The organism is Sinorhizobium sojae CCBAU 05684, assembly GCF_002288525.1.
Taxonomy (GTDB): Bacteria; Pseudomonadota; Alphaproteobacteria; order Rhizobiales; family Rhizobiaceae; genus Sinorhizobium; species Sinorhizobium sojae.
Genome location: NZ_CP023067.1, coordinates 554,979 through 575,030, shown reverse-complemented (window position 1 = coordinate 575,030; position 20,052 = coordinate 554,979). Strand labels below are relative to the sequence as shown.

Genomic DNA, 20,052 nt, shown 5'->3' with positions numbered 1-20,052 from the left:
GGGCAGGCCCGCCAACCGCCGTCAATCATTGCGCCCCCATCTGAGACTAGCTTTTCACGAGGACACCGAAAGCGATCAGCGCCAGTCCCTGCATGACGAGATCGACCGACAGCAGCAGCCCCAGAATCCAGAGGCTGTCGACCGGCCAGCCGGCGGCGATGACCAGACCGGCCACGAGGGTGAACAGGCCGCCGATAAGGATCCAGCCCCAGCCTGCAAGGGGGCTCAGCCGGAAGCCGACCCAGACGCGGAACGCGCCGGCGGCGATCAACGCTATCGCCAGCAGGAGAGTGAGCACCGAGGAAGCGAGCAGCGGGTTGACGAATGTGAAGAGTCCAGCCGCCGCGTAGAAGGCGCCGCTCAGCATCCAGTAGATAAAGCCTCCCCAGTCCTTGACGCGAAAGGCCTGGCCGAGATTGAGCAGGCCGCCGATGAGCATGATGACGCCGACGTAATAGACGGAGGCAACCGTCGCCATCAGCAGATTACCGAAGGCAATACCGCCGGCCATGATCAGAAGCACACCGAGCGCGACGAACCATGCCCATTTTCCTGCAACGGCGTCTCCGTTGCCAGCTTCGAACCTGTTGGTCGCCATCTTCAACCTCCAGTCCCGCAGTTGCGCGCGCGCTATCCCATGATTGAGCCGGATTTCCCGGCAAAAAGAAAGCGGAAAGGCGCAAAGATTTTTGTTGATTGATGAGTCAATCAAAAATAGACTGATGATCGTCAAAGGAGGCCTGGGATGCCGAAGGTGGGGATGGAGCCGGTGCGCCGAAAGGCGCTGGTCGATGCGGCGCTTCGCGTGATCGGCGGTCAGGGCACGCTGGCCGTGACCATGTCCGAGATCGCCCGGACGGCGGGCGTCTCGCCGGCGCTCGCGCATCACTATTTCGGCAGCAAGGAGCAATTGCTGATCGCAACGATCCGCAGCCTGCTTGGTCAGTTGCGCCAGGACGCCGTCGCGGCACTCAAGGCGGCGCGAACGCCGCGAGAAAAGGTGAGCGCGCTCATCCGCGTCAGCTTCCGGGCCGATCAGTTCGCGCCGGAAACGGTGGCCGCCTGGCTCGCCTTCTATTCAGAGGCGCAGCGCTCCGAAGACGTTCGCCGACTGCTCGTCGTCTACGCGCGGCGGCTGCGCTCCAATCTCCTGGCAAGCCTGAGGGCGCTTTGCCCGGCAAACGACGCGGAGCGCATTGCCGAAGGGACGGCTGCCATGATCGACGGGCTTTACATCCGGCAAAGCCTGAAGTCGGCGCCGATCAGCATAGAGGCTTCGATCGCGCTGACGGAGGATTACGTGAACGCGCATTTACGGGCGAGCGACCGCGAAGATTGCCCCTCACCCTAGCCCTCTCTCCGCGCGCGGGGAGAGGGTGGCGGTAGCCGGATGAGGGGCCATCGCCTCGGCCTTGTGAGGCGCAAAAACAGAGAAGCTGAAACACAAATTCGAATCCAAACGCTATCCGCGGGGAGAATGATATGAGAGCCCAACCCAAAGCCTCGCACTTCATCGACGGGGAATATGTCGAGGACGCCGCCGGCACGGTGATCGAGAGCATCTATCCGGCGACCGGCGAAGTGATCGCGCGGCTGCATGCCGCGACGCCGGCGATCGTCGAAAGGGCAATCGCCGCCGCCAGGCGGGCGCAGCCGGAATGGGCGGCGATGAGCCCGACGGCGCGCGGCCGCATTCTCAAGCGTGCCGCCGACATCATGCGCGAGCGCAACCGCGAGCTTTCCGAGCTCGAGACGCTCGACACCGGCAAGCCTATCCAGGAGACGATCGTCGCCGACCCCACGTCCGGCGCAGACAGCCTCGAATTTTTCGGCGGCGTCGCGGCAGCGGCGCTCAACGGCGACTATATCCCGCTCGGTGGCGATTTTGCCTATACCAAGCGCGTGCCGCTCGGCGTTTGTGTCGGCATCGGCGCCTGGAACTATCCGCAGCAGATCGCCTGCTGGAAGGGCGCGCCTGCGCTTGTCGCCGGCAATGCCATGGTCTTCAAGCCGTCGGAAAACACACCGCTCGGTGCGCTGAAGATCGCCGAAATCTTGATCGAAGCGGGCCTGCCCAAGGGGCTCTTCAACGTCATCCAGGGCGACCGATCGACCGGGCCATTGCTCGTCAATCATAAGGACGTCGCCAAGGTGTCGCTGACGGGTTCGGTGCCGACCGGCCGCAAGGTCTACGAGGCGGCCGCGGCCGGACTTCGCCACGTGACGATGGAGCTTGGCGGCAAGTCGCCGCTGATCGTCTTCGACGATGCGGACCTCGAAAGCGCCATCGGCGGCGCCATGCTCGGCAACTTCTATTCGACCGGCCAGGTCTGCTCGAACGGCACCCGCGTGTTCGTTCAGAAGAAGATCAAGGAAGCCTTCCTGGCGCGGCTGAAGGAGCGCACCGAGGCGATCGTCATCGGCGACCCGATGGACGAAGCGACGCAGCTCGGGCCGATGGTCTCCAAGGCGCAACGCGACAAGGTGCTTTCCTATACCGAGAAGGGCAAGGCGGAGGGCGCGCGGCTCGTCACCGGCGGCGGCATTCCGAACCATGTGAGCGGCGAAGGCACCTATATCCAGCCGACAGTCTTTGCAGACGTCACCGACGAGATGACGATCGCGCGCGAGGAAATCTTCGGTCCGGTCATGTGCGTGCTCGATTTCGACGACGAGGCGGAGGTCGTCGCCCGGGCGAACGCGACCGAATTCGGCCTTTCCGCCGGCGTCTTCACCGCCGACCTCACGCGCGCCCACCGCGTCGTTGATCGGCTCGAGGCCGGCACGCTCTGGATCAACACCTATAATCTCTGCCCGGTCGAGATCCCCTTCGGCGGATCGAAGCAATCCGGCTTCGGACGGGAGAATTCGGTCGCGGCGCTCAACCACTATACCGAGCTCAAGACCGTCTATGTCGGCATGGGTCCGGTCGAGGCGCCGTATTGATGCGTTGACTTGCCCTCCCCCTCCAGTCCTCTCCCTGCTCGCGGGGAGAGGACTGGAGGGGGCGGCATACCCCTTCTCCCGGCAAGCGGGGAGAAGGTGGTGGCAGCCGGATGAGGGGCATCCAAATACAAGAGAGAAATTCGCATGCAGGCAGATTTCATCATCGTCGGTTCCGGTTCGGCAGGCTCGGCGCTCGCCTATCGTCTGTCGGAAGACGGCAAGCATTCAGTCATCGTGCTGGAGTTCGGCGGCACGGATATCGGTCCCTTCATCCAGATGCCGGCAGCACTTGCCTGGCCGATGAGCATGAACCGCTATAATTGGGGCTATCTTTCGGAGCCGGAGCCGCAGCTCAACAACCGGCGCATCACCGCGCCCCGCGGCAAGGTGATCGGCGGCTCCTCCTCGATCAACGGCATGGTCTATGTGCGCGGACACGCGGAGGACTTCAACCGCTGGGAAGAACTCGGCGCCAAGGGCTGGGCCTATGCGGATGTGCTGCCCTATTTCAAGCGGATGGAGAACTCGCATGGCGGCGAGGAGGGCTGGCGCGGGACCGACGGTCCGCTGCATATCCAGCGCGGCCCGGTCAAGAACCCGCTCTTCCACGCCTTCATCGAAGCGGGAAAGCAGGCCGGGTTCGAACCGACGCAGGATTACAATGGCTCGAAGCAGGAAGGCTTCGGTCTGATGGAGCAGACGACGTGGAAAGGCCGGCGCTGGTCGGCGGCTTCCGCCTATCTGAAGCCGGCGCTGAAGCGCCCGAATGTCGAGCTCGTCCGCTGCTTCGCCCGCAGGGTCGTCATCGAGAATGGCCGCGCCACCGGCGTCGAGATCGAGCGCGGGGGTCGCATCGAAGTGGTCAGGGCCAATCGCGAGGTGATCGTTTCCGCCTCCTCTTTCAATTCACCGAAGCTCTTGATGCTCTCCGGCATCGGCCCGGCCGAACATCTGAAGGAGATGGGCATCGAGGTGAAGCTCGATCGCCCGGGCGTGGGACAGAACCTGCAGGACCACATGGAATTTTATTTCCAGCAGATCAGCACCAAGCCGGTCTCGCTCTATTCCTGGCTCCCTTGGTTCTGGCAGGGGGTCGCCGGTGCGCAATGGATGTTCTTCAAGTCCGGTCTCGGCATTTCCAACCAGTTCGAAGCCTGCGCCTTCCTGCGCTCGGCGCCCGGCGTCAGGCAGCCCGACATCCAGTACCACTTCCTGCCGGTGGCGATCAGCTATGACGGCAAGGCGGCGGCGAACACGCACGGCTTCCAGGTGCACGTCGGCTACAACCTGTCGAAGTCGCGCGGCAGTGTAACGCTGCGCTCCTCCGAGGCCAAAGCGGACCCGGTGATCCGCTTCAACTATATGAGCCACCCCGAGGACTGGGAGAAATTCCGCCACTGCGTGCGGCTCACGCGCGAGATCTTCAGTCAGAAGGCCTTCGACCTCTATCGCGGACCGGAAATCCAACCGGGCGAAAATGTGCAAACGGACGAGGAGATCGACGCCTTCCTGCGCGAGCACCTGGAAAGCGCCTATCATCCGTGCGGCACCTGCAAGATGGGTTCGAAGGACGATCCGATGGCCGTCGTCGATCCGGAAACGCGGGTGATCGGCGTCGACGGATTGCGCGTCGCCGATTCCTCGGTCTTCCCGCACATCACCTATGGCAATCTCAACGGCCCCTCCATCATGACCGGCGAGAAGGCCGCCGACCATATCCTCGGCAAGCAGCCGCTAGCCCGCTCCAACCAGGAGCCTTGGATCAATCCGCGCTGGGCGCTCAGCGACCGGTAATTCTATTCCAGGACAAAACCGATCCAACGGCCGGCAAGGAGCGCTCCGGTCCAGACCAGCAGCGAAAGCAAGCCCGAAAGGCGGACCCGCAAGGAAAGCGGACCGCCCTTCACGGCGGTGCGCCACTCTGGCGTCAGGTGCAACAGAGTTGCGTTGGCCACCCCGAGGGCGAGCAGCGTCATCTTGGCCAGAAACGCGGCATTGCCGGCATATTCGAGTGGGCGGACGCTGAAGAGGCAGAAGCCGGTGATGATCGTCAGAACAATGCCGGTTACCGCCGCGCGCGAGAGAAACGGCCCGATCACCTCCACCGGAACTGTCTTGAAGAGACCGATCAGCCTCAGGTCCAGCGGCAGGATCGAGCCGATGATGATTCCGATCGACAGGATATGGGCGGCGTTCACGAAGATATAGAGCGTTGCAGAGCGCCGGATCGCCACGGCGAACGGCAACCCTTCGATCCACTCGAATACCGCCACCGCATCCATCAGTTCGTCTGTATCCGATCCGGATAGATGTCGTAGACCTTTCCGGCCACGGTGATCCGCACCGCCTTCATCCGTTTTTCGTTCGGGTCGAGCGAGCGATTGCCGAGCACCACGATCGGATCGCCGACCTTGGCGACACCTTCGACGAAGCCGGAGCGTTGGGTGAGCCGCGGATTGCCGAGTTCGACTCGCCATACGCCATCATTTTGCGTCTCCACCTGCAGCGTCGGATGAGGCGGCGCCATGGAAATTTCCCGGATCATGCCGGAAAGTTCGACTTGGTCGGCCTCTGCCCAGGACCAACCATGATGCGCATAGGCTCCCGAAACGAAGAGCAGGCCAAGCAGGCCGGCCATGGGAATGCGTGAGGACAACATTGTCTTTCCTTCCTTTCCAGATTGATTTCCTGAACTTGGAGCGCGGCGGAGGGAAGAACAGCACGCTCACCGTTTGTTGAACGGCGATCCGTTCCGAGCAGACAGAGGTGTGGGCGATGCGCCACGCCTCCCAGCCAATCGCCCTCACCGGCCGAATTCGGCTTCTCGGATTTGTGCCTGGCGAAGATCGCCGTTAAGAAGGCGACATGCCTTCTGCCTACATGAAATCCAAGCTGCTCCGCCGTTCCAAGGTCTTTTGGGGTTCCTATGACGTCTGGCGGCCGAGGCTCGTCTTCTGGGCGGGGGCCATCGCAATCGGGATCATCAGCGTCGCCTTCGCCGAATTCGCCGATTGGGCGCAGCACGCGTTTCACGGGCTGACGGAGAGCGGCAGATGGGGCTTCCTGCTGCCGCTTCTGATGACGCCGGCAGTCTTCGTGCTCTCGGCCTGGCTCGCCATCCGTTTTTTTCCGAATGCGCAAGGCAGCGGCATCCCGCAGGCGATCGCAGCGCGCAAGCTGCAGGGGGCGCAGGACCGTGCGAGGCTCCTGTCGCTGCGGCTTGCCTTCGGGAAAATCCTGCTTACGGTGCTCGGTCTTTTCGGTGGGGCCTCGATCGGGCGCGAAGGACCGACCGTCCAGGTCGGCGCGTCGATCATGCTGCAGGCCGCCCGCTGGGGCGGCATGGCGCAGGCGCGCGGACTGATCCTTGCCGGTTCCGCCGCAGGCATCGCGGCCGCGTTCAACACGCCGCTTGCCGGCATCGTCTTCGCGATCGAGGAAATGAGCCGGACCTACGAGTCCCGCGCCAACGGGCTCGTGCTGACGGCCGTCATCCTGTCGGGCCTCGCAGCGCTGGGCCTCTCGGGAAACTATACCTATTTCGGCACCGCCTCTGTGACGGCAAGCGGCGCCCGGGACTTTTTGCTCATCGTCGCCTGCGGCGTTGGCGGCGGCTTGCTCGGCGCCGGCTTCAGCGTGGCAAGCCTCCGGCTGACGCGGCGCATCCGCCGCTGGACCCAGCCGGAGCCGCTGAAACGCATGCTGATGCTCGCCGGCGGCTGCGGCCTTGTCACCGCCGTGATCGGCGTCGTTTCGGGCGGCGCGACCTTCGGGACGGGCTACGAGCAGGCCCATGCCGCCGTTGGCGGCGAGCCCCTGCCTTTCTTCTTCTTCCTCGGCAAATTGCTCGCAGGTTTCGCGGCGATGATCTCCGGAATTCCCGGCGGCATTTTCGCACCTTCCCTCGCCATCGGCGCCGGCCTCGGCAGCAGCTTGAGTTCGCTCCTCGGTACCAGCATCGCGCTCGGAGCCGTGCTCGGAATGGCCGGCTACTTCGCCGGAACCGTTCAGGCTCCCATGACGGCCTTCGTCATCATCATGGAAATGACGGGCAATCATCAGGGCGTCATCCCGCTGATGGCCGCTTCGATGCTCGGCTATGTCACCGCGCGGCTGATTTCGCCCGAGCCTCTCTATCACGGCCTTTCCAGAACCTTCGTCGCCCAGAGCATTCTCTTGCGCCGGAGTAGCGCCGGGAGCGAGTCCGCCGCGCAATAAGCCCAGCGCGCTTGCCGGCCGCCGGTGGCCTTTTTCAAGGCTCCTGGGGATCAGAGAGATATTTGCTCCGATAGCGGGGCATTAGAAACCGCTATTTCTGTCCTTTGTCACGAACGGCTGCGATATTCCGTGCACATTGCAACAGGATCGAGCCATGACCACGCAATCCCTCGAAGCCAAAGCGCAAGCGTTGAATGAAGAGCTGGAAGCCCTGGATCTTGCCGGGCGGCTTGCGCATATCGCCGGCCTCGACGGCCGTGCCGTCTTCACGACCTCGCTCGGCATCGAGGACCAGGTCATTACCGCCGCCATCGGCACCAATCGCCTCGACATCGATGTCGTCACCCTCGCGACCGGCCGCCTCTTCAACGAGACGGTCGCGCTCATCGACGAAACCGAGGAAACCTACGGCATCGCGATCAGGCGCTTCCATCCGGAAAAGGCCGACATTGAGGCCTATGTGGCGCAATACGGCATGAACGGCTTCTACGAGAGCGTCGAAGCCCGGCATGCCTGTTGCGGCGTGCGCAAGTTGAAGCCGCTTGCGCGCGCGCTCGAAGAGGCAAGCTACTGGATCACGGGGCTCCGCCGCGGCCAATCGGGCAACCGCGCCACCACGCCCTTTGCCGAGGCTGACCTCGAGCGCGGCCTGATCAAGATCAACCCGCTCGCCGACTGGGACATCGAGGCGATCCACGCCCATGTCGCGGCCGAGGCCATTCCGGTCAACCCGCTGCACAACCGCGGCTATCCGTCGATCGGCTGCGAGCCCTGCACGCGCGCCATCAAACCCGGAGAGCCTGAGCGCGCCGGCCGCTGGTGGTGGGAAAACGACGAGAAGCGCGAATGCGGGCTGCACGTCGCGGACGCGGCTTCATCCATAATCCCGAATGCAAGCGGTGCCGCCTGAGCGACAGGCACCGCACCAAGAAGACAAATATCCTCCCCGGAGTTCGAAATGCCCCATACCCATCCGGAAACGGAATTGCACAACCCTCAGAGCACCAAGCCGCCGCTCGACCCACATCTGAAGGCGCTGGAAAACGAAGCGATCCACATCTTCCGTGAGGTCGCCGCCGAATTCGAGCGCCCGGTGATGCTCTATTCGATCGGCAAGGATTCTTCCGTGCTCCTGCACCTGGCGCGCAAGGCCTTCTATCCCGGCCGCGTGCCCTTCCCGCTGCTGCATGTCGACACCGGCTGGAAGTTCCGCGAGATGATCGCGTTCCGCGACGCGATGGTGGAGAAGTACGACCTCGACCTCGTCGTCCACACGAATCCGCGCGGAGCGGCGGAGAACATCACGCCGTTCACGCATGGTTCGGCGCTCTATACCGACATCATGAAGACCGAGGCCCTACGCCAGGCACTCGATGCCGGCCAGTATGACGCCGCCTTTGGTGGCGCGCGCCGCGACGAGGAAGCAAGCCGCGCCAAGGAGCGCATCTATTCCTTCCGCACACCGGACCACCGCTGGGATCCTCGCAACCAGCGCCCGGAACTCTGGAACCTCTATAACGGCATGATCCGCCGGGGCGAGAGCGTGCGCGCCTTTCCGCTCTCCAACTGGACCGAGGTCGACATCTGGCGCTACATCCAGGCGGAAGAAATCCCGATCGTGCCGCTTTATTTCGCCGAGAAGCGGCCGATCGTCGAGCGTGACGGCATGATGATCCTCGCCGAGGATCCGCGCCTCGAACTGCTTCCGGGCGAGGCCAAGCGCGAAGAGGTCATCCGCTTCCGCACGCTCGGCTGCTTCCCGCTCACGGGCGCGATCCGCTCCAGCGCGACGACGCTCGACGACATCATTTCCGAACTTGAAACCGCGACCGTCTCCGAACGCCAGGGCCGCGCGATCGACCGCGACCAGGCCGGCTCGATGGAAAAGAAGAAACGCGAAGGATATTTCTGATGACCGCACCGGCAGTAGCAAACGCAGCCCTGGACGAAACCGCCGTTGCCCTCCCCTCGCAGGAGCCGGCGCGAGTCGCGCGCGATTCCCGGCCGCTGCGCCTCATTACTTGCGGTAGCGTGGACGACGGCAAGTCGACGCTGATCGGCCGCCTGCTTTGGGACACCAAGGCGGTCAAGGAAGACCAGGCGGCAAGCCTTCAGCGCGATTCCAGCGGCAAGCAGAACGATCTCGGCCTGCCCGATTTCGCGCTCCTGCTCGATGGGCTGCAGGCCGAGCGCGAACAGGGCATCACCATCGACGTCGCCTATCGCTATTTCTCGACCGACAAGCGCTCCTTCATCGTGGCCGATACGCCCGGCCACGAGCAATATACCCGCAACATGGCGACCGGCGCCTCGACGGCCGACCTCGCCGTGCTGCTCGTCGATGCACGCGTCGGCCTGCTCGAGCAAACCCGCCGGCACGCGACGATCGCGACGCTGATGGGCATCCGCCAGTTCGTGCTCGCCGTCAACAAGGTCGACCTGACGAACTACGACCGGTCCCGTTTCGAGCAGATCTCGCACGAGTTCAAGGAGTTGGCGCTGTCGCTCGGCGTGCGCCAGGTGACGGCGATCCCCGTTTCGGCGCTGAAGGGCGAGAACGTCGTCTATGACGGCCGCACCTCGATGCCCTGGTATGACGGCCCGACGCTGATCCAGGTGCTGGAACTGGCGACGACCCGCTCGGCCCAGACCGTCGGCTTCCGCCTGCCGGTGCAGCGCGTGTCACGCCCGGGCGAAAGCTTTCGCGGCTATCAGGGCACGGTGGCCGGCGGCTCGGTGAAGCCCGGCGATTCGGTCGTCATCCTGCCGTCCGGCATGGTCGCCAACGTCACCAAGATCGTAACCTTCGATCTCGTGCGCAACGCAGCCGTCGCCGGTGACGCGATTACGCTCGTGCTCGACCGGCAGGTCGACGTCTCGCGCGGCGACATGATCGTCGCGATTGACAGTCAGCCGATGACCGGGCTTGCCTTCGACGCCCAGCTCGTGGCGCTGCAGCCCGAGGGTATCCAGCCGGGCAAGCGCTATTGGCTGAAATCCGGCAGCCGCCGCCAGCGGGTGCAGGTGCAGCCGGTGAGCCAGCTCGAGCTCAAGTCCGGCAAGTGGAACCACGCCGATGAGTTGCCGATGAACGCGATCGGCAAGGTGCACCTGACGTTCGACGAACAGGCGATCTTCGACACCTACGAGCAGAACCGCACGACCGGTGCCTTCATCCTGATCGACCCGGACACCAACAATACGGTGGCCGGCGGCATGATCACCGCAAGGCGCGCGACGATCGGCGGCATCCATGCCGAGGAACACCGTGTCATTATGTCTCTGCCGGCCGACCTCGCCGACCAGCTGATGGCTACGGAAATCTTCGCCAACCGCCGCGAGGACGTCGATATCCGCCGCGTCAACGCCGCCAAGGCGATCGAGGTGATCGACGCCATCGATGATTAACAAACAGATCACCAGCGACAGGGGGCCTTCGTGGCCCCTTTTTGGTGCCTGCCCTTCGCGCTAACAACGTCCCGGCCCTTCCGCATCAGTTGCAAAGGAGGAGCGACATGCTCGGCGGCGACGGGCAGGAGATCCTGAGCCCGCCTCTCATGGCCGCATCATCGCGATCGAAGCGTGGCGAGCGCCGAGGCAGGAAACCCGGCATGACCGGAAAACGAAGAAATTTCCCTCGCGACTGTACGCAGCGGCGACGGCAACAATGCCATTAACAAGGGCGGGAAAAATAATTCTTGTAAATAACAGGGGTCCGTCCTATATAAGCTCCATCGATATTGGACGACGATATTTGTTTCCGCGCTTGGCGCATCGTCACGAAAATCCTCACAAGATCGGTCTACTACATCGCCTCTGGGCGACGTTTATTTTCCCCTGCGATTGAAAGGGATCATCGTGAATTCTGGAACAGTAAAGTGGTTCAACGCCACGAAGGGATTTGGCTTCATTGAGCCGGAGGACGGCGCGGCTGACGTGTTCGTGCACATCTCCGCCGTCGAGCGCGCCGGCATGTCTACCCTCAAGGAAGGTCAGAAGGTCAGCTTCGAGCTTACCCAGGACCGCCGCACGGGCAAGACGTCTGCAGAAAATCTCCGAGCCCTCTGATCGAGCGGCGTATTTTGTCGTCTCCCGACTTTTGACCACGGATGTACTGGCACCGGTCAGGTGAGGCGATAGGAAGGTCGGGTTCTCCCGGCCTTTTTTATTTCAAGCGGACCAGGACGACTTTGGACCTTTGGCGGTCCCAAAGCTTGGCTCGACCTTTGCGCGAACTGGAGAGCCTATGAGCACACATCGATACAAGGTCGGCGACTGGATCGTCCTCAACGAGGCACCGGTCCGGTTTGTGAGCCATAAAGGACCGTGCCGCATTGTCGCCGTGCTGCCGGCATCATATAATGGACCCCAGTACCGTGTTCGCTTCGAGAGCGAGAACTTCGAGCGGTGCATTGCCGAGTCCGACATAGACTTCGAGAGGTCTTCTCGCAGCGCTCCAAAGGGAGGCGGGGGCGATAGGCCCGGCAGGAGCGCGTGGCTGACGCCGCTCGCCACAACCATCAAACGGTAGATTTCAGCGATCTGAAGCCAGGCACCCGCCGGTGCCAAACCATGGAGGTATTTTTGCAAGTTACGGTTCGAGACAACAACGTCGAGCAGGCCCTTCGCGTATTGAAGAAGAAGATGCAGCGCGAGGGGATCTTTCGCGAAATGCGGGCCCGGAGGAGCTATGAGAAGCCTTCCGAGAAACGGACACGTGAGAAGGCCGAGGCCGTGCGCCGGCAGCGGAAACTTGCTCGGAAAAGGCTGCAGCGCGAAGGCCTGCTGCCGAGCCCCAGGAAGGCGGCGCGCCCTAGATAGGGCCTAATTTCGCGTTCCGGAGGCAGCGTGAACCTCATCATACCATTGATCCTCATCATACCATTGATCTAAGGGATCCGATGCGGCGCGTGCCTCCGCCGCCGCGTCAATTCGCATGCTGCCTCAGCTTGGCATTGCAGCAAGGCCACCAATCCAGAGCATAGCCGCCACAAATGGCCGAGGTTTTTCCTGCGAAGGATGATGCCGAGGACGGGGAAGGTCCGTGAAATCCCATTCGGAAACGAAGGGATACCAGACCAGGTCGATTGACTTTGTTATTCGATGGCCGCTCGTGATATCCTTGCTCGCGGCCCTTAATCCACATTGCCCGGAAACTGATGGTGATCGCCGGAATCGAGCACGCGCGGGTTGCCGACATCATCCACCAGTGCCGCATGCGACGCGCGACGTCCAAAGTCGTCATCGTACCTGGAACTTTGACTCGGTTCCAAATTAGCACAACAGAGGATTGTCGGTCGGAAGAGCCAACATGGACGCCTTGTCTAGCCACATAGTGGCGGAACTACAGGAAGACGAAATCGATCTGCTTCGGACCGTCTTCGGCAGACTATGCACCGAATACAAGATTGCCACGCAAGGTGAGCAGACAGAACATCTCGCCCGCTTCCTGGTGAAGGAACTTCGGCGCGGCGTCCGCGACGAGGATTCGCTGCTGGATGCAGCACGCCTGTTCCACGGCGGATAGCGGCGGAAGTCCTCACCCGCGCGTCCCGCGAGCCCACAACCCCAAAGAAATCCGAAAGACAAGCGGGAGTAGGCTGGTCGGAGTGGCAAGATTCGAACTTGCGACCCCCACGTCCCGAACGTGGTGCGCTACCAGACTGCGCTACACTCCGTGACCAGCGGCGCCTCTATAGAACAGCCTTCTCGATTGCACAAGCGGCGGACTCAAAAAAGAAAGCCGCTTCGCCAAAAAAATCGGACCGGTGGAAAACCCGACGCACGACCAAAATAGGGCGTTTCTGCAACGTTTTGGATTTTCCTTTATCCGCCGAGTTCCGGCCGATTTTCTTTCGCCGGCTTTGGCGCTAGAGCCTCGGCGAAAGGCGGGGAAACCCGGGGGATTCGGACCTTCCGCGCCGCGAGCTTCAGAACAGGTCAAAGGGACAGAAACATGAATTTCCGCTTGGTGACGACGGCCGGCCTCGCGCTGGTCATTGCCGGCTGCACGACGACGACAGGCGTGGCAAGAAATGCAGTCGAGAAACGCTGGCTCGGCCAATCGGCCGGCCCCTTCTTCGCCGAGTTCGGCCCTCCGATGTCCGATGTCGAGTCCGGCAGCGATACCGTCTATAGCTGGAAGGGCGGCTACAAAACGCGCAAGGTCCCGGCTCAGTACGAAAAGACCGCCGACGGCAAGCGCGGCAAGCGCATCTCCGCTGCGCGCAATCAATATTTGAGCTGCTCCGTCCAGCTCACCGTCTCATCCGATTACGTCATCCGCTCGATCCGCATCATCGGCGACCGCAAGCGCGAAGGCGGCCCGAGCTGGTGCGAGGAGTTCCTGGGGGGCGCGAAGGCGGAGTAACGGCGCGACCAGCGATCGAGGTGCAATTGCCCGCCGGTCAACATCGGCGGGCAATCCTATGAATTCTGGCTACTCGACTATCGCCTCAACTGGGCTTTCGAGGCGATAGCCTACCGGGCACTAGCCCTGTTTGAACAGCCTTCCGAAGCAACCGTCACTTCACTGTTGTATCTGAAGCGAACACGAAATCACCGATCTGGTCTTTGAGATATCGAATTTCTGGGCCATTTGCCTCTCCAGCCCGAAACGCGAAATGGACCAGCTGCAAATGATGGCAGGACGCGCAAATATGCCCCGGAACATCGTTCCGGCCAGCTTCAAATTGTTGATCTCCGGTATAGTTATGGCTGGGGCGCCTGGATTCGAACCAGGGAATGGCGGTACCAAAAACCGCTGCCTTACCGCTTGGCTACGCCCCAACTTAGGCTGGCGCGATATTGCCGCGCCAAATCGAGCGCCTGATTAGCAAAGCTCGTGCGCGCTCACAATGCTTAACTTTGTTTTGGCCGTAGTTTTTCTTGGCGGGCTGCGTATTCCCTATGCCCGCCCGAGAGCAAGAGCAGATTGCAACGAAACGGAGGGGAGCCCGTTTTCTGCAGCCGCCGTTTCGCCTATTGTCGCACGCAACGGTGATCGCGATGAGCCGGATTGCCCCTCATCCGCCTGTCCATCACTTCTCTCTCTCTCTCTCCGCAGGCGGGGAGAAGGGTTGCCGTGCCCGCTCAAGTCCCCTCACCCCGCGAGCCGTGAGAGAGCTAGGGCGTAGGGCGAGGGGGAACCTTTCATCGCGCCAACAGGAATGGGAGGCAAGACGCATGCAGGGCCCGGACTTCGACCTCGATTTCAAGCCTGCCCATGGCGAGGCGGTGCCGGTGGCCGACGACGTGCAGCGGATCACCGTGAACAATCCCGGCCCCTTCACCTTCCACGGCACCAATACCTATATAGTTGGCCGCGGCTCGGTCGCGGTGATCGATCCTGGGCCGGAGAACGAGGCGCATTTCCAGGCGCTGATGGCGGCGCTCAAAGGCCGAGAAGTGACGCATATCGCCGTCAGCCACACCCATCGCGACCATTCCCCCCTCGCCCGTCGGCTCAAGGAGGCGACCGGCGCCACTATCGTCGGCGAAGGGCCCCATCGGGCGGCGCGGCCCCTGCACGAAGGTGAGACCAATCCTTTTGCCGAAAGCTCCGACATGGACTTCGCGCCCGACATCGCGCTTGCCGATGGCGCGGGTGTCGAGGGTGACGGCTGGAGCCTGACCGCGGTTGCTACGCCGGGACACACCGCCAACCACATGGCTTTCGCGCTCGAGGGCACGGGCATCCTTTTCTCCGCAGATCACGTCATGGCGTGGGCGACGAGTATCGTCGCGCCGCCGGACGGTGCGATGGCCGACTATATGGTCTCGCTCAACAAGCTGCTTGACCGCCAGGACGGGCTCTACCTGCCCGGCCATGGCGGCCCCGTCACCGAACCCGCCTCCTTCGTCCGGGCGTTGAAGGCGCACAGGAAGATGCGCGAGCGCGCCGTCCTCGAACGGCTGCGCGCCGGCGACCGGACGATCCCGGACATGGTGAAGGTGATCTACGCTTCGACCGATCCCCGCCTGCACGGCGCGGCGGCACTTTCGGTGCTCGCCCATATCGAGGACCTGATAGAGCACGGCCGCATCGAAACCGAAGGCCCGCCCTCGCTGTATGGGGAATATCGGCTGACGTGAGGCCCTCTGCTTGTGCTGGCCTATTCCTTTGCCGAGGCAGGGCAACAAGCGGCTAAATAGGGTGCCACCAGGCTGTTAATCCCCCGCAATCCCCAGGAGTTCGGCATCGAGCGCGCGCAGGAACTCCTCGGCGAAGGCGGCACCCATGCCGAGGTCGTGCGGACCATAGCGCGAGGCGACGCGCAGGTCGACGAATGTGGTCTCCGCCTCCTCGCGCAGGCGGACCAGCACGTCGAAGCGGAAGCCGACGGCCAAAGTGCGCCACTCTCCCTGCAGCACCACATCGCCGGGGCGCCGCCCCGGTACGCCGCCATCCACGCCTAGTGGGGCCGGCCGCACGGCCGGAACCGGAATGACTTGCGGATCCGTGCTTGTGTCCACGCCGGCGTCCGGGCGGACGGCCAGATCCTCGAGGTCCGCCCGCGCGTTTTCGACCCCTAGCTCGGCGGTGGGGCTTATGCGCGTTTCGTCGATCACCTTGCGTACGCCCTGGAACACCCGGTCGAGAGCACCCTCGTATCGCCGGCCGGTGAGCCCGGGATAGGCGACGATCTGCGCCTCCCGGTCTTCGGGCGTCACGATTGGATTGCGCTTCAGCCAATTCTCCTCGGCCTGGGGTGCCTCGATCCATGGCGGCGGCATCACCGTATCGGTGCTGATATCATAGATCGCGGGGCGCATCAGGTACTGCGCAGCGCCATACCCAAAGAATGCAAGCGGAAGCGCCGCATAAATGAGCGCTGAAACGGACGCCTTGCCGCCCACTGCCGCCACCTGCCACAGGCGCGCGAGCCCGACCGCCGCGAGCAGCACGCTGACGGCGGCCCAGGCGGCGGCGGCGAATGCCAGGGCGAGAAAATGCGGCGTCGTCAGCGGGCCGAAGCGATGCGCGGCAAGCGAAAGTATGAAGACGAGAAAACCTATGCGGGCAAGCCGGCGCCCCCAATGGGCGGCATAGGAATAGGGACGCTCGTAGCGAACAACCATGAAACGGAATCATTCCCAGCAACGGAACAGACCCGTCTTCTTAACCGATGGGCGTTGCACTGGAAACCGGTTTGGCGCGCGCTTGACGGAGTGTGAGCGCTGTAGTTGTGCCACTGCCGCAAATTCGCCATTCTCGTTAACCAGTTATTTACGAGACTCTGTACCGGCGGCATTCTTCGCCGGGAAGCGAGACCTGGAGGCGACGGCCAGCGCCTGCCGAACGGCGCGGCAATGCACGGAGAGACATCATGGCCGCATCGGAGACAAGCATGGAGATCACCCGCCCCGTCGCCGCGCCCCAGACCGCTGAAGCGGCTATTCCCATGGCGCTGCTCGAGCTCGAGCTTTCGCTTGATCGCTTCTCCGGCGACAAGAACGATTTCGATGGTTTCGTCCGCACGGTCGCCAAGGACGTTGGCGGCGAGTTCCTCTTTGCGCTTCCCGCCTCGGGCCTCGTCGATGATTGCCTGAGCATCGCCGTCCTGCGTCTCGGCGCCGACGGAGACAAACCCCCGGCGATCCTTTTCGTCTGTCTCGACGCGGACGGAAGCACGGTTCGCGCGGAGCAGCCGGGGGAACGGACCGCCGGTCTCAAGAACTTCGCCGAAGCCTTTGTCGGCGTGCTCGAGCGGATTTGATTCGCGCAGATTGACCGCTCACGCGCCGCGGGCGCATGATGGCGCAGAGATTGAACGCGCCCCGGCGGACTCCGTGGCCCGCGCGAAGACGGCGCTCCTGTTCGACAGCGGGCAGTGGGTCGGCGTTCCCTGTCTGGTAGGGTAGACGCGAGATTGGCCGGCCGCACTGTCGGCGGAGACGACGACTATGATGACAAGGGCGCTTAGGCTTGCCGCCGCGGGCCTCCTGCTTGCCGCCTGCCAGACAGTCACTCCCGAAGAGCGGCGGGCGCGTGACGAACGCACCTGCGATTCCTACGGCTTCCGCCGCGGCACGGATGCCTTTGCCGCCTGCCTGCAGCGCATCGAGCTCGACCGCCGCGCCGAAGCGCGCGCCTTCCGTTATAGAAGCGATGCAATGCTCTGGGGCTGGGACCGCCCGGTCGTCGTCGAGCGGCGGGTGATCGTCAGGCAGAACCCGTAATCCGACAGCCGTCAACTCGCGGCCATCGCCTCCACCTGACCATTGCCGTTGATTGCCGCCTGTGCCGCGGCCAGCCGCGCGATCGGCACGCGGAAGGGGGAGCAGGAGACGTAGTCAAGGCCGGTCTCTTCGCAGAAGCGGATCGAGGCGGGATCGCCGCCGTGCTCGCCGCAGATGCCGAGCTTCAGACCGTTCTTGGTCCGGCGGCCGCGCTCCGCGGCGATCTTTATCAACTCGCCGACGCCCTCGAAGTCGAGCGATACGAACGGATCCTGCTCGATAATGCCTTTCTGCTGGTAGGTGGCGAGGAACATGGCCGCATCGTCGCGCGAGATACCAAAAGTGGTCTGCGTCAAGTCGTTGGTGCCGAAGGAAAAGAAGTCCGCCGACTCGGCGATCGTAGCGGCGCTGAGTGCCGCTCGCGGCAACTCGATCATCGTGCCGACCAGATAGTCTATCTTCATGCCCGCCTCGCCGATCACCTCCTTGGCGATGGCGTCGATCCGATCCTTGACGTAATCGAGCTCGGTGCGCAGCCCGACAAGCGGCACCATGATCTCGGGGACGACCGGCGCGCCCGTCTGCCGGCCGGCCTCGACCGCGGCTTCAAAGATGGCGCGGGCCTGCATTTCGGCGATCTCCGGATGGGAGATCGCAAGGCGGCAACCGCGGTGACCGAGCATTGGGTTGAATTCATGCAGCGCTTCGACGCGCTGGCGCAAATGCGCGGGATCGAGCGACAGAACGTTTGCGACCTCGTCGATTTCCGCGTCCGTCTTCGGCAGGAACTCGTGCAGCGGCGGGTCGAGCAGGCGGATCGTCACCGGCAGTCCGTGCATGATCGAGAAGAGTTCGGCGAAGTCGGAGCGCTGCATCGGCAGCAGTTTTGCGAGCGCCGCGCGCCGGCCGTCCTCGTCCTCGGCGAGGATCATCTCGCGCATCACATTGATGCGGTCGTCCTCGAAGAACATGTGTTCGGTGCGGCAGAGGCCGATGCCTTCGGCGCCGAAGGAGCGGGCGGCGCGTGCGTCGGCCGGCGTCTCCGCATTGGTGCGCACCGTCATCCGGCGGCTTTGGTCGGCCCATTCCATGATCTTGCCGAAATCGCCCGACAATTCCGGCTGGAGCATCGGGATTTCGCCCTTCAGCACCTGACCGGACGATCCGTCGACGGTGATGACATCGCCCTTCTTCAGCATCACGCTCGCCGCGATCAGCGTCTCGCTGCGGTAGTCGACACGGATGCTGCCGGCGCCGGAGACGCAAGGGGTGCCCATGCCGCGCGCGACGACCGCCGCGTGGCTCGTCATGCCGCCGCGCGTCGTCAGGATGCCTTCAGCCGCGTGCATGCCGTGGATGTCCTCCGGACTCGTCTCGACGCGCACCAGGATGACCTTGCGGCCTTCCTTGACCGCCTGGACCGCCTCCTCCGAGTTGAAGACGATCTCGCCGGTCGCCGCACCTGGCGAGGCCGGCAGGCCGGATCCGATAACGTCGCGGCGCGCATGCGGATCGATGGTCGGGTGCAGAAGCTGGTCGAGCGAGGCGGGATCGATGCGCGTCACCGCCACCTCCTTCGAAATCAACCCCTCTTCCGCCATGTCGACGGCGATCTTCAGCGCCGCCTTGGCCGTCCGCTTGCCGGAGCGAGTCTGCAGCATCCAGAGCTTGCTACGCTCGATGGTGAACTCCAGATCCTGCATGTCGCGGTAATGCCGCTCGAGCGCGGTGCAGATCTGCTCGAACTCGGCGAAGGCCTCGGGCATCAGCTTCTCAAGCGACGGCCGGTCGGAGCCGGAAGCGATGCGCGCCGGCTCGGTGATGTTTTGCGGCGTGCGAATGCCCGCAACGACGTCCTCGCCCTGGGCATTGACGAGGAATTCGCCGTAGAGCTCCTTCTCGCCGGTCGAGGGATTTCGCGTGAAGGCGACGCCGGTCGCCGACGAATTGCCGAGATTGCCGAAGACCATCGCCTGAATATTCACCGCTGTGCCCCAACTCGAAGGGATGCCGTGGAGATGGCGGTAGGTGATCGCGCGCGGGTTCATCCAGCTCGAGAAGACCGCGCCGATCGCGCCCCAGAGCTGAACCTCCGGGTCCTGCGGAAAGGGCGCGCCGAGCACCTCCTCGACCGCTTCCTTGTAGCGGGCAATCACGTGCTGCCATTCGACGGCGGAGAGCTCCGTATCCTGCTCGTGCCCGAGACGCGCCTTCTCTTCTTCCAGGATTTCCTCGAAGACGTCGTGGTCGACGCCCAGGACGACATCGCCATACATCTGGATGAAGCGGCGGTAACTGTCCCAGGCGAAGCGCGCATCGCCGGCATCGTGGCCAAGCGCATGCACCGACTGATCGTTGAGCCCGAGATTGAGGACCGTGTCCATCATGCCGGGCATGGAGGCGCGCGCCCCCGAACGGACGGAAAGAAGCAAGGGGCGGGTCGTATCGCCGAACAGGCGGCCGGTGACTTCCTCCATCCGGGAGATGCCCTCGCGCACCTGGTCGCGCAAGCCCTCGGGCATGGTTCGGCCGTTTGCCAGATAGCTGTTGCAGGCATCGGTGATGATGGTGAGCCCCGGCGGGACGGGAAGGCCGAGATTGCACATCTCCGCCAGGTTGGCGCCCTTACCGCCAAGCCTGTCGCGGTCTCCGGCATGGCCTTCGGCCTTTCCGCCACCGAAGGTGTAAACCCACTTCGTCATGCCT

At 63.4% G+C, this 20,052-nt stretch carries 19 protein-coding genes, 2 tRNA genes and 1 pseudogene; 14 read left to right on the top strand and 8 right to left on the bottom strand.

Annotated elements, in window-relative coordinates; all coding sequences use genetic code 11:
* Positions 1–46: 46 nt before the first annotated feature.
* Positions 47–598, bottom strand: coding sequence for an HdeD family acid-resistance protein (locus SJ05684_RS02765; protein ID WP_034852307.1), 552 nt, complete (start codon positions 596–598; stop codon positions 47–49).
* 147 nt (positions 599–745) lie between these two features.
* On the opposite strand from SJ05684_RS02765, the gene betI reads away from it, so the two are divergent.
* The 3 genes from betI to betA all read left to right on the top strand — a co-directional run bounded on the left by betI (position 746) and on the right by betA (position 4,740).
* Positions 746–1,351 (top strand): transcriptional regulator BetI, encoded by a 606-nt coding sequence (gene betI / locus SJ05684_RS02760; protein WP_034852305.1) that lies wholly within the window; start codon positions 746–748, stop codon positions 1,349–1,351.
* Between the two features lie 131 nt (positions 1,352–1,482).
* Positions 1,483–2,946: a betaine-aldehyde dehydrogenase gene (gene betB, locus SJ05684_RS02755; protein ID WP_034852303.1), complete on the top strand. Its 1,464-nt coding sequence runs from the start codon at positions 1,483–1,485 to the stop codon at positions 2,944–2,946.
* A gap of 144 nt (positions 2,947–3,090) precedes the next feature.
* Entirely contained in the window at positions 3,091–4,740 is a 1,650-nt protein-coding gene (betA, locus tag SJ05684_RS02750) for a choline dehydrogenase (RefSeq protein WP_034852302.1), read from the top strand.
* Between the two features lie 2 nt (positions 4,741–4,742).
* Here betA and SJ05684_RS02745 read toward each other — a convergent pair whose 3' ends face one another.
* Complete coding sequence (locus SJ05684_RS02745) at positions 4,743–5,228, bottom strand: DUF6644 family protein (protein WP_034852300.1); 486 nt, start codon at positions 5,226–5,228, stop codon at positions 4,743–4,745.
* The gene (locus SJ05684_RS02740; protein ID WP_050979932.1) at positions 5,228–5,605 is read right to left on the bottom strand and encodes a DUF6152 family protein; all 378 of its coding nucleotides are present in this window, start codon (positions 5,603–5,605) and stop codon (positions 5,228–5,230) included. Before SJ05684_RS02740 ends, SJ05684_RS02745 begins: the two co-directional genes overlap by 1 nt.
* Positions 5,606–5,811: 206 nt before the next feature.
* Between SJ05684_RS02740 and SJ05684_RS02735 the strand changes: the two genes are divergently transcribed.
* The 7 genes from SJ05684_RS02735 (at position 5,812) to SJ05684_RS02700 (ending at position 12,691) form a co-directional block, all read left to right on the top strand.
* Positions 5,812–7,164: a chloride channel protein gene (locus SJ05684_RS02735; RefSeq protein WP_034852296.1), complete on the top strand. Its 1,353-nt coding sequence runs from the start codon at positions 5,812–5,814 to the stop codon at positions 7,162–7,164.
* A gap of 154 nt (positions 7,165–7,318) precedes the next feature.
* Positions 7,319–8,074, top strand: coding sequence for a phosphoadenylyl-sulfate reductase (locus SJ05684_RS02730; RefSeq protein WP_034852294.1), 756 nt, complete (start codon positions 7,319–7,321; stop codon positions 8,072–8,074).
* Between the two features lie 48 nt (positions 8,075–8,122).
* Positions 8,123–9,076, top strand: a complete 954-nt coding sequence (gene cysD, locus SJ05684_RS02725) for a sulfate adenylyltransferase subunit CysD (protein WP_034852292.1) — start codon at positions 8,123–8,125, stop codon at positions 9,074–9,076.
* Positions 9,076–10,572: a sulfate adenylyltransferase subunit CysN gene (cysN, locus tag SJ05684_RS02720; protein ID WP_034852290.1), complete on the top strand. Its 1,497-nt coding sequence runs from the start codon at positions 9,076–9,078 to the stop codon at positions 10,570–10,572. Before cysD ends, cysN begins: the two co-directional genes overlap by 1 nt.
* Before the next feature lie 450 nt (positions 10,573–11,022).
* The gene (locus SJ05684_RS02715; protein ID WP_034852459.1) at positions 11,023–11,232 is read left to right on the top strand and encodes a cold-shock protein; all 210 of its coding nucleotides are present in this window, start codon (positions 11,023–11,025) and stop codon (positions 11,230–11,232) included.
* A gap of 516 nt (positions 11,233–11,748) precedes the next feature.
* Entirely contained in the window at positions 11,749–11,985 is a 237-nt protein-coding gene (rpsU, locus tag SJ05684_RS02705; RefSeq protein ID WP_034852456.1) for a 30S ribosomal protein S21, read from the top strand.
* Between the two features lie 490 nt (positions 11,986–12,475).
* Positions 12,476–12,691: a hypothetical protein gene (locus SJ05684_RS02700; RefSeq protein ID WP_034852288.1), complete on the top strand. Its 216-nt coding sequence runs from the start codon at positions 12,476–12,478 to the stop codon at positions 12,689–12,691.
* Positions 12,692–12,765: 74 nt separating this feature from the next.
* Here the strand turns inward: SJ05684_RS02700 and SJ05684_RS02695 are convergent.
* Positions 12,766–12,842: transfer RNA gene (locus tag SJ05684_RS02695), tRNA-Pro, on the bottom strand.
* Positions 12,843–13,120: 278 nt separating this feature from the next.
* Here SJ05684_RS02695 and SJ05684_RS02690 point away from each other — a divergent pair.
* Positions 13,121–13,534 carry a hypothetical protein gene (locus tag SJ05684_RS02690; RefSeq protein WP_034852287.1) on the top strand — a complete coding sequence of 138 codons (414 nt, stop codon included), beginning with the start codon at positions 13,121–13,123 and terminating at the stop codon, positions 13,532–13,534.
* A gap of 113 nt (positions 13,535–13,647) precedes the next feature.
* Here the strand turns inward: SJ05684_RS02690 and SJ05684_RS30905 are convergent.
* Positions 13,648–13,762: pseudogene (locus SJ05684_RS30905) on the bottom strand (DUF1508 domain-containing protein); the annotation flags it as partial.
* Between the two features lie 116 nt (positions 13,763–13,878).
* Positions 13,879–13,953: transfer RNA gene (locus tag SJ05684_RS02685), tRNA-Gln, on the bottom strand.
* Between the two features lie 396 nt (positions 13,954–14,349).
* On the opposite strand from SJ05684_RS02685, the gene SJ05684_RS02680 reads away from it, so the two are divergent.
* A complete protein-coding gene (locus SJ05684_RS02680; protein ID WP_034852285.1) occupies positions 14,350–15,258 on the top strand; it encodes an MBL fold metallo-hydrolase in 909 nt (302 codons plus the stop codon).
* A gap of 75 nt (positions 15,259–15,333) precedes the next feature.
* Here SJ05684_RS02680 and SJ05684_RS02675 read toward each other — a convergent pair whose 3' ends face one another.
* On the bottom strand, positions 15,334–16,245 hold the full coding sequence (locus SJ05684_RS02675; protein WP_034852282.1) for a DUF1499 domain-containing protein: 912 nt from the start codon (positions 16,243–16,245) through the stop codon (positions 15,334–15,336).
* Between the two features lie 248 nt (positions 16,246–16,493).
* On the opposite strand from SJ05684_RS02675, the gene SJ05684_RS02670 reads away from it, so the two are divergent.
* Together SJ05684_RS02670 and SJ05684_RS02665 are read left to right on the top strand one after the other, a co-directional pair.
* Positions 16,494–16,883 carry a hypothetical protein gene (locus SJ05684_RS02670; RefSeq protein ID WP_034852280.1) on the top strand — a complete coding sequence of 130 codons (390 nt, stop codon included), beginning with the start codon at positions 16,494–16,496 and terminating at the stop codon, positions 16,881–16,883.
* A 187-nt stretch (positions 16,884–17,070) separates the two neighbouring features.
* Positions 17,071–17,346, top strand: a complete 276-nt coding sequence (locus SJ05684_RS02665) for a hypothetical protein (RefSeq protein WP_050979930.1) — start codon at positions 17,071–17,073, stop codon at positions 17,344–17,346.
* 11 nt (positions 17,347–17,357) lie between these two features.
* Here the strand turns inward: SJ05684_RS02665 and ppdK are convergent, their stop codons facing one another.
* A complete protein-coding gene (gene ppdK / locus SJ05684_RS02660; protein ID WP_034852279.1) occupies positions 17,358–20,048 on the bottom strand; it encodes a pyruvate, phosphate dikinase in 2,691 nt (896 codons plus the stop codon).
* Positions 20,049–20,052: the final 4 nt, after the last annotated feature.

Bases quoted from the DNA above. Each gene is read 5' to 3' on its own strand.
- cysD (WP_034852292.1), top strand. From the start codon at position 8,123: ATGCCCCATACCCATCCGGAAACGGAATTGCACAACCCTCAGAGCACC.
- SJ05684_RS02735 (WP_034852296.1), top strand. From the start codon at position 5,812: ATGCCTTCTGCCTACATGAAATCCAAGCTGCTCCGCCGTTCCAAGGTC.
- SJ05684_RS02765 (WP_034852307.1), bottom strand. From the start codon at position 598: ATGGCGACCAACAGGTTCGAAGCTGGCAACGGAGACGCCGTTGCAGGA.
- betB (WP_034852303.1), top strand. From the start codon at position 1,483: ATGAGAGCCCAACCCAAAGCCTCGCACTTCATCGACGGGGAATATGTC.
- betA (WP_034852302.1), top strand. From the start codon at position 3,091: ATGCAGGCAGATTTCATCATCGTCGGTTCCGGTTCGGCAGGCTCGGCG.
- SJ05684_RS02675 (WP_034852282.1), bottom strand. From the start codon at position 16,245: ATGGTTGTTCGCTACGAGCGTCCCTATTCCTATGCCGCCCATTGGGGG.
- cysN (WP_034852290.1), top strand. From the start codon at position 9,076: ATGACCGCACCGGCAGTAGCAAACGCAGCCCTGGACGAAACCGCCGTT.
- SJ05684_RS02665 (WP_050979930.1), top strand. From the start codon at position 17,071: ATGATGACAAGGGCGCTTAGGCTTGCCGCCGCGGGCCTCCTGCTTGCC.
- SJ05684_RS02680 (WP_034852285.1), top strand. From the start codon at position 14,350: ATGCAGGGCCCGGACTTCGACCTCGATTTCAAGCCTGCCCATGGCGAG.
- SJ05684_RS02700 (WP_034852288.1), top strand. From the start codon at position 12,476: ATGGACGCCTTGTCTAGCCACATAGTGGCGGAACTACAGGAAGACGAA.
- SJ05684_RS02670 (WP_034852280.1), top strand. From the start codon at position 16,494: ATGGCCGCATCGGAGACAAGCATGGAGATCACCCGCCCCGTCGCCGCG.
- SJ05684_RS02690 (WP_034852287.1), top strand. From the start codon at position 13,121: ATGAATTTCCGCTTGGTGACGACGGCCGGCCTCGCGCTGGTCATTGCC.
- ppdK (WP_034852279.1), bottom strand. From the start codon at position 20,048: ATGACGAAGTGGGTTTACACCTTCGGTGGCGGAAAGGCCGAAGGCCAT.
- SJ05684_RS02745 (WP_034852300.1), bottom strand. From the start codon at position 5,228: ATGGATGCGGTGGCGGTATTCGAGTGGATCGAAGGGTTGCCGTTCGCC.
- SJ05684_RS02740 (WP_050979932.1), bottom strand. From the start codon at position 5,605: ATGTTGTCCTCACGCATTCCCATGGCCGGCCTGCTTGGCCTGCTCTTC.
- SJ05684_RS02730 (WP_034852294.1), top strand. From the start codon at position 7,319: ATGACCACGCAATCCCTCGAAGCCAAAGCGCAAGCGTTGAATGAAGAG.
- betI (WP_034852305.1), top strand. From the start codon at position 746: ATGCCGAAGGTGGGGATGGAGCCGGTGCGCCGAAAGGCGCTGGTCGAT.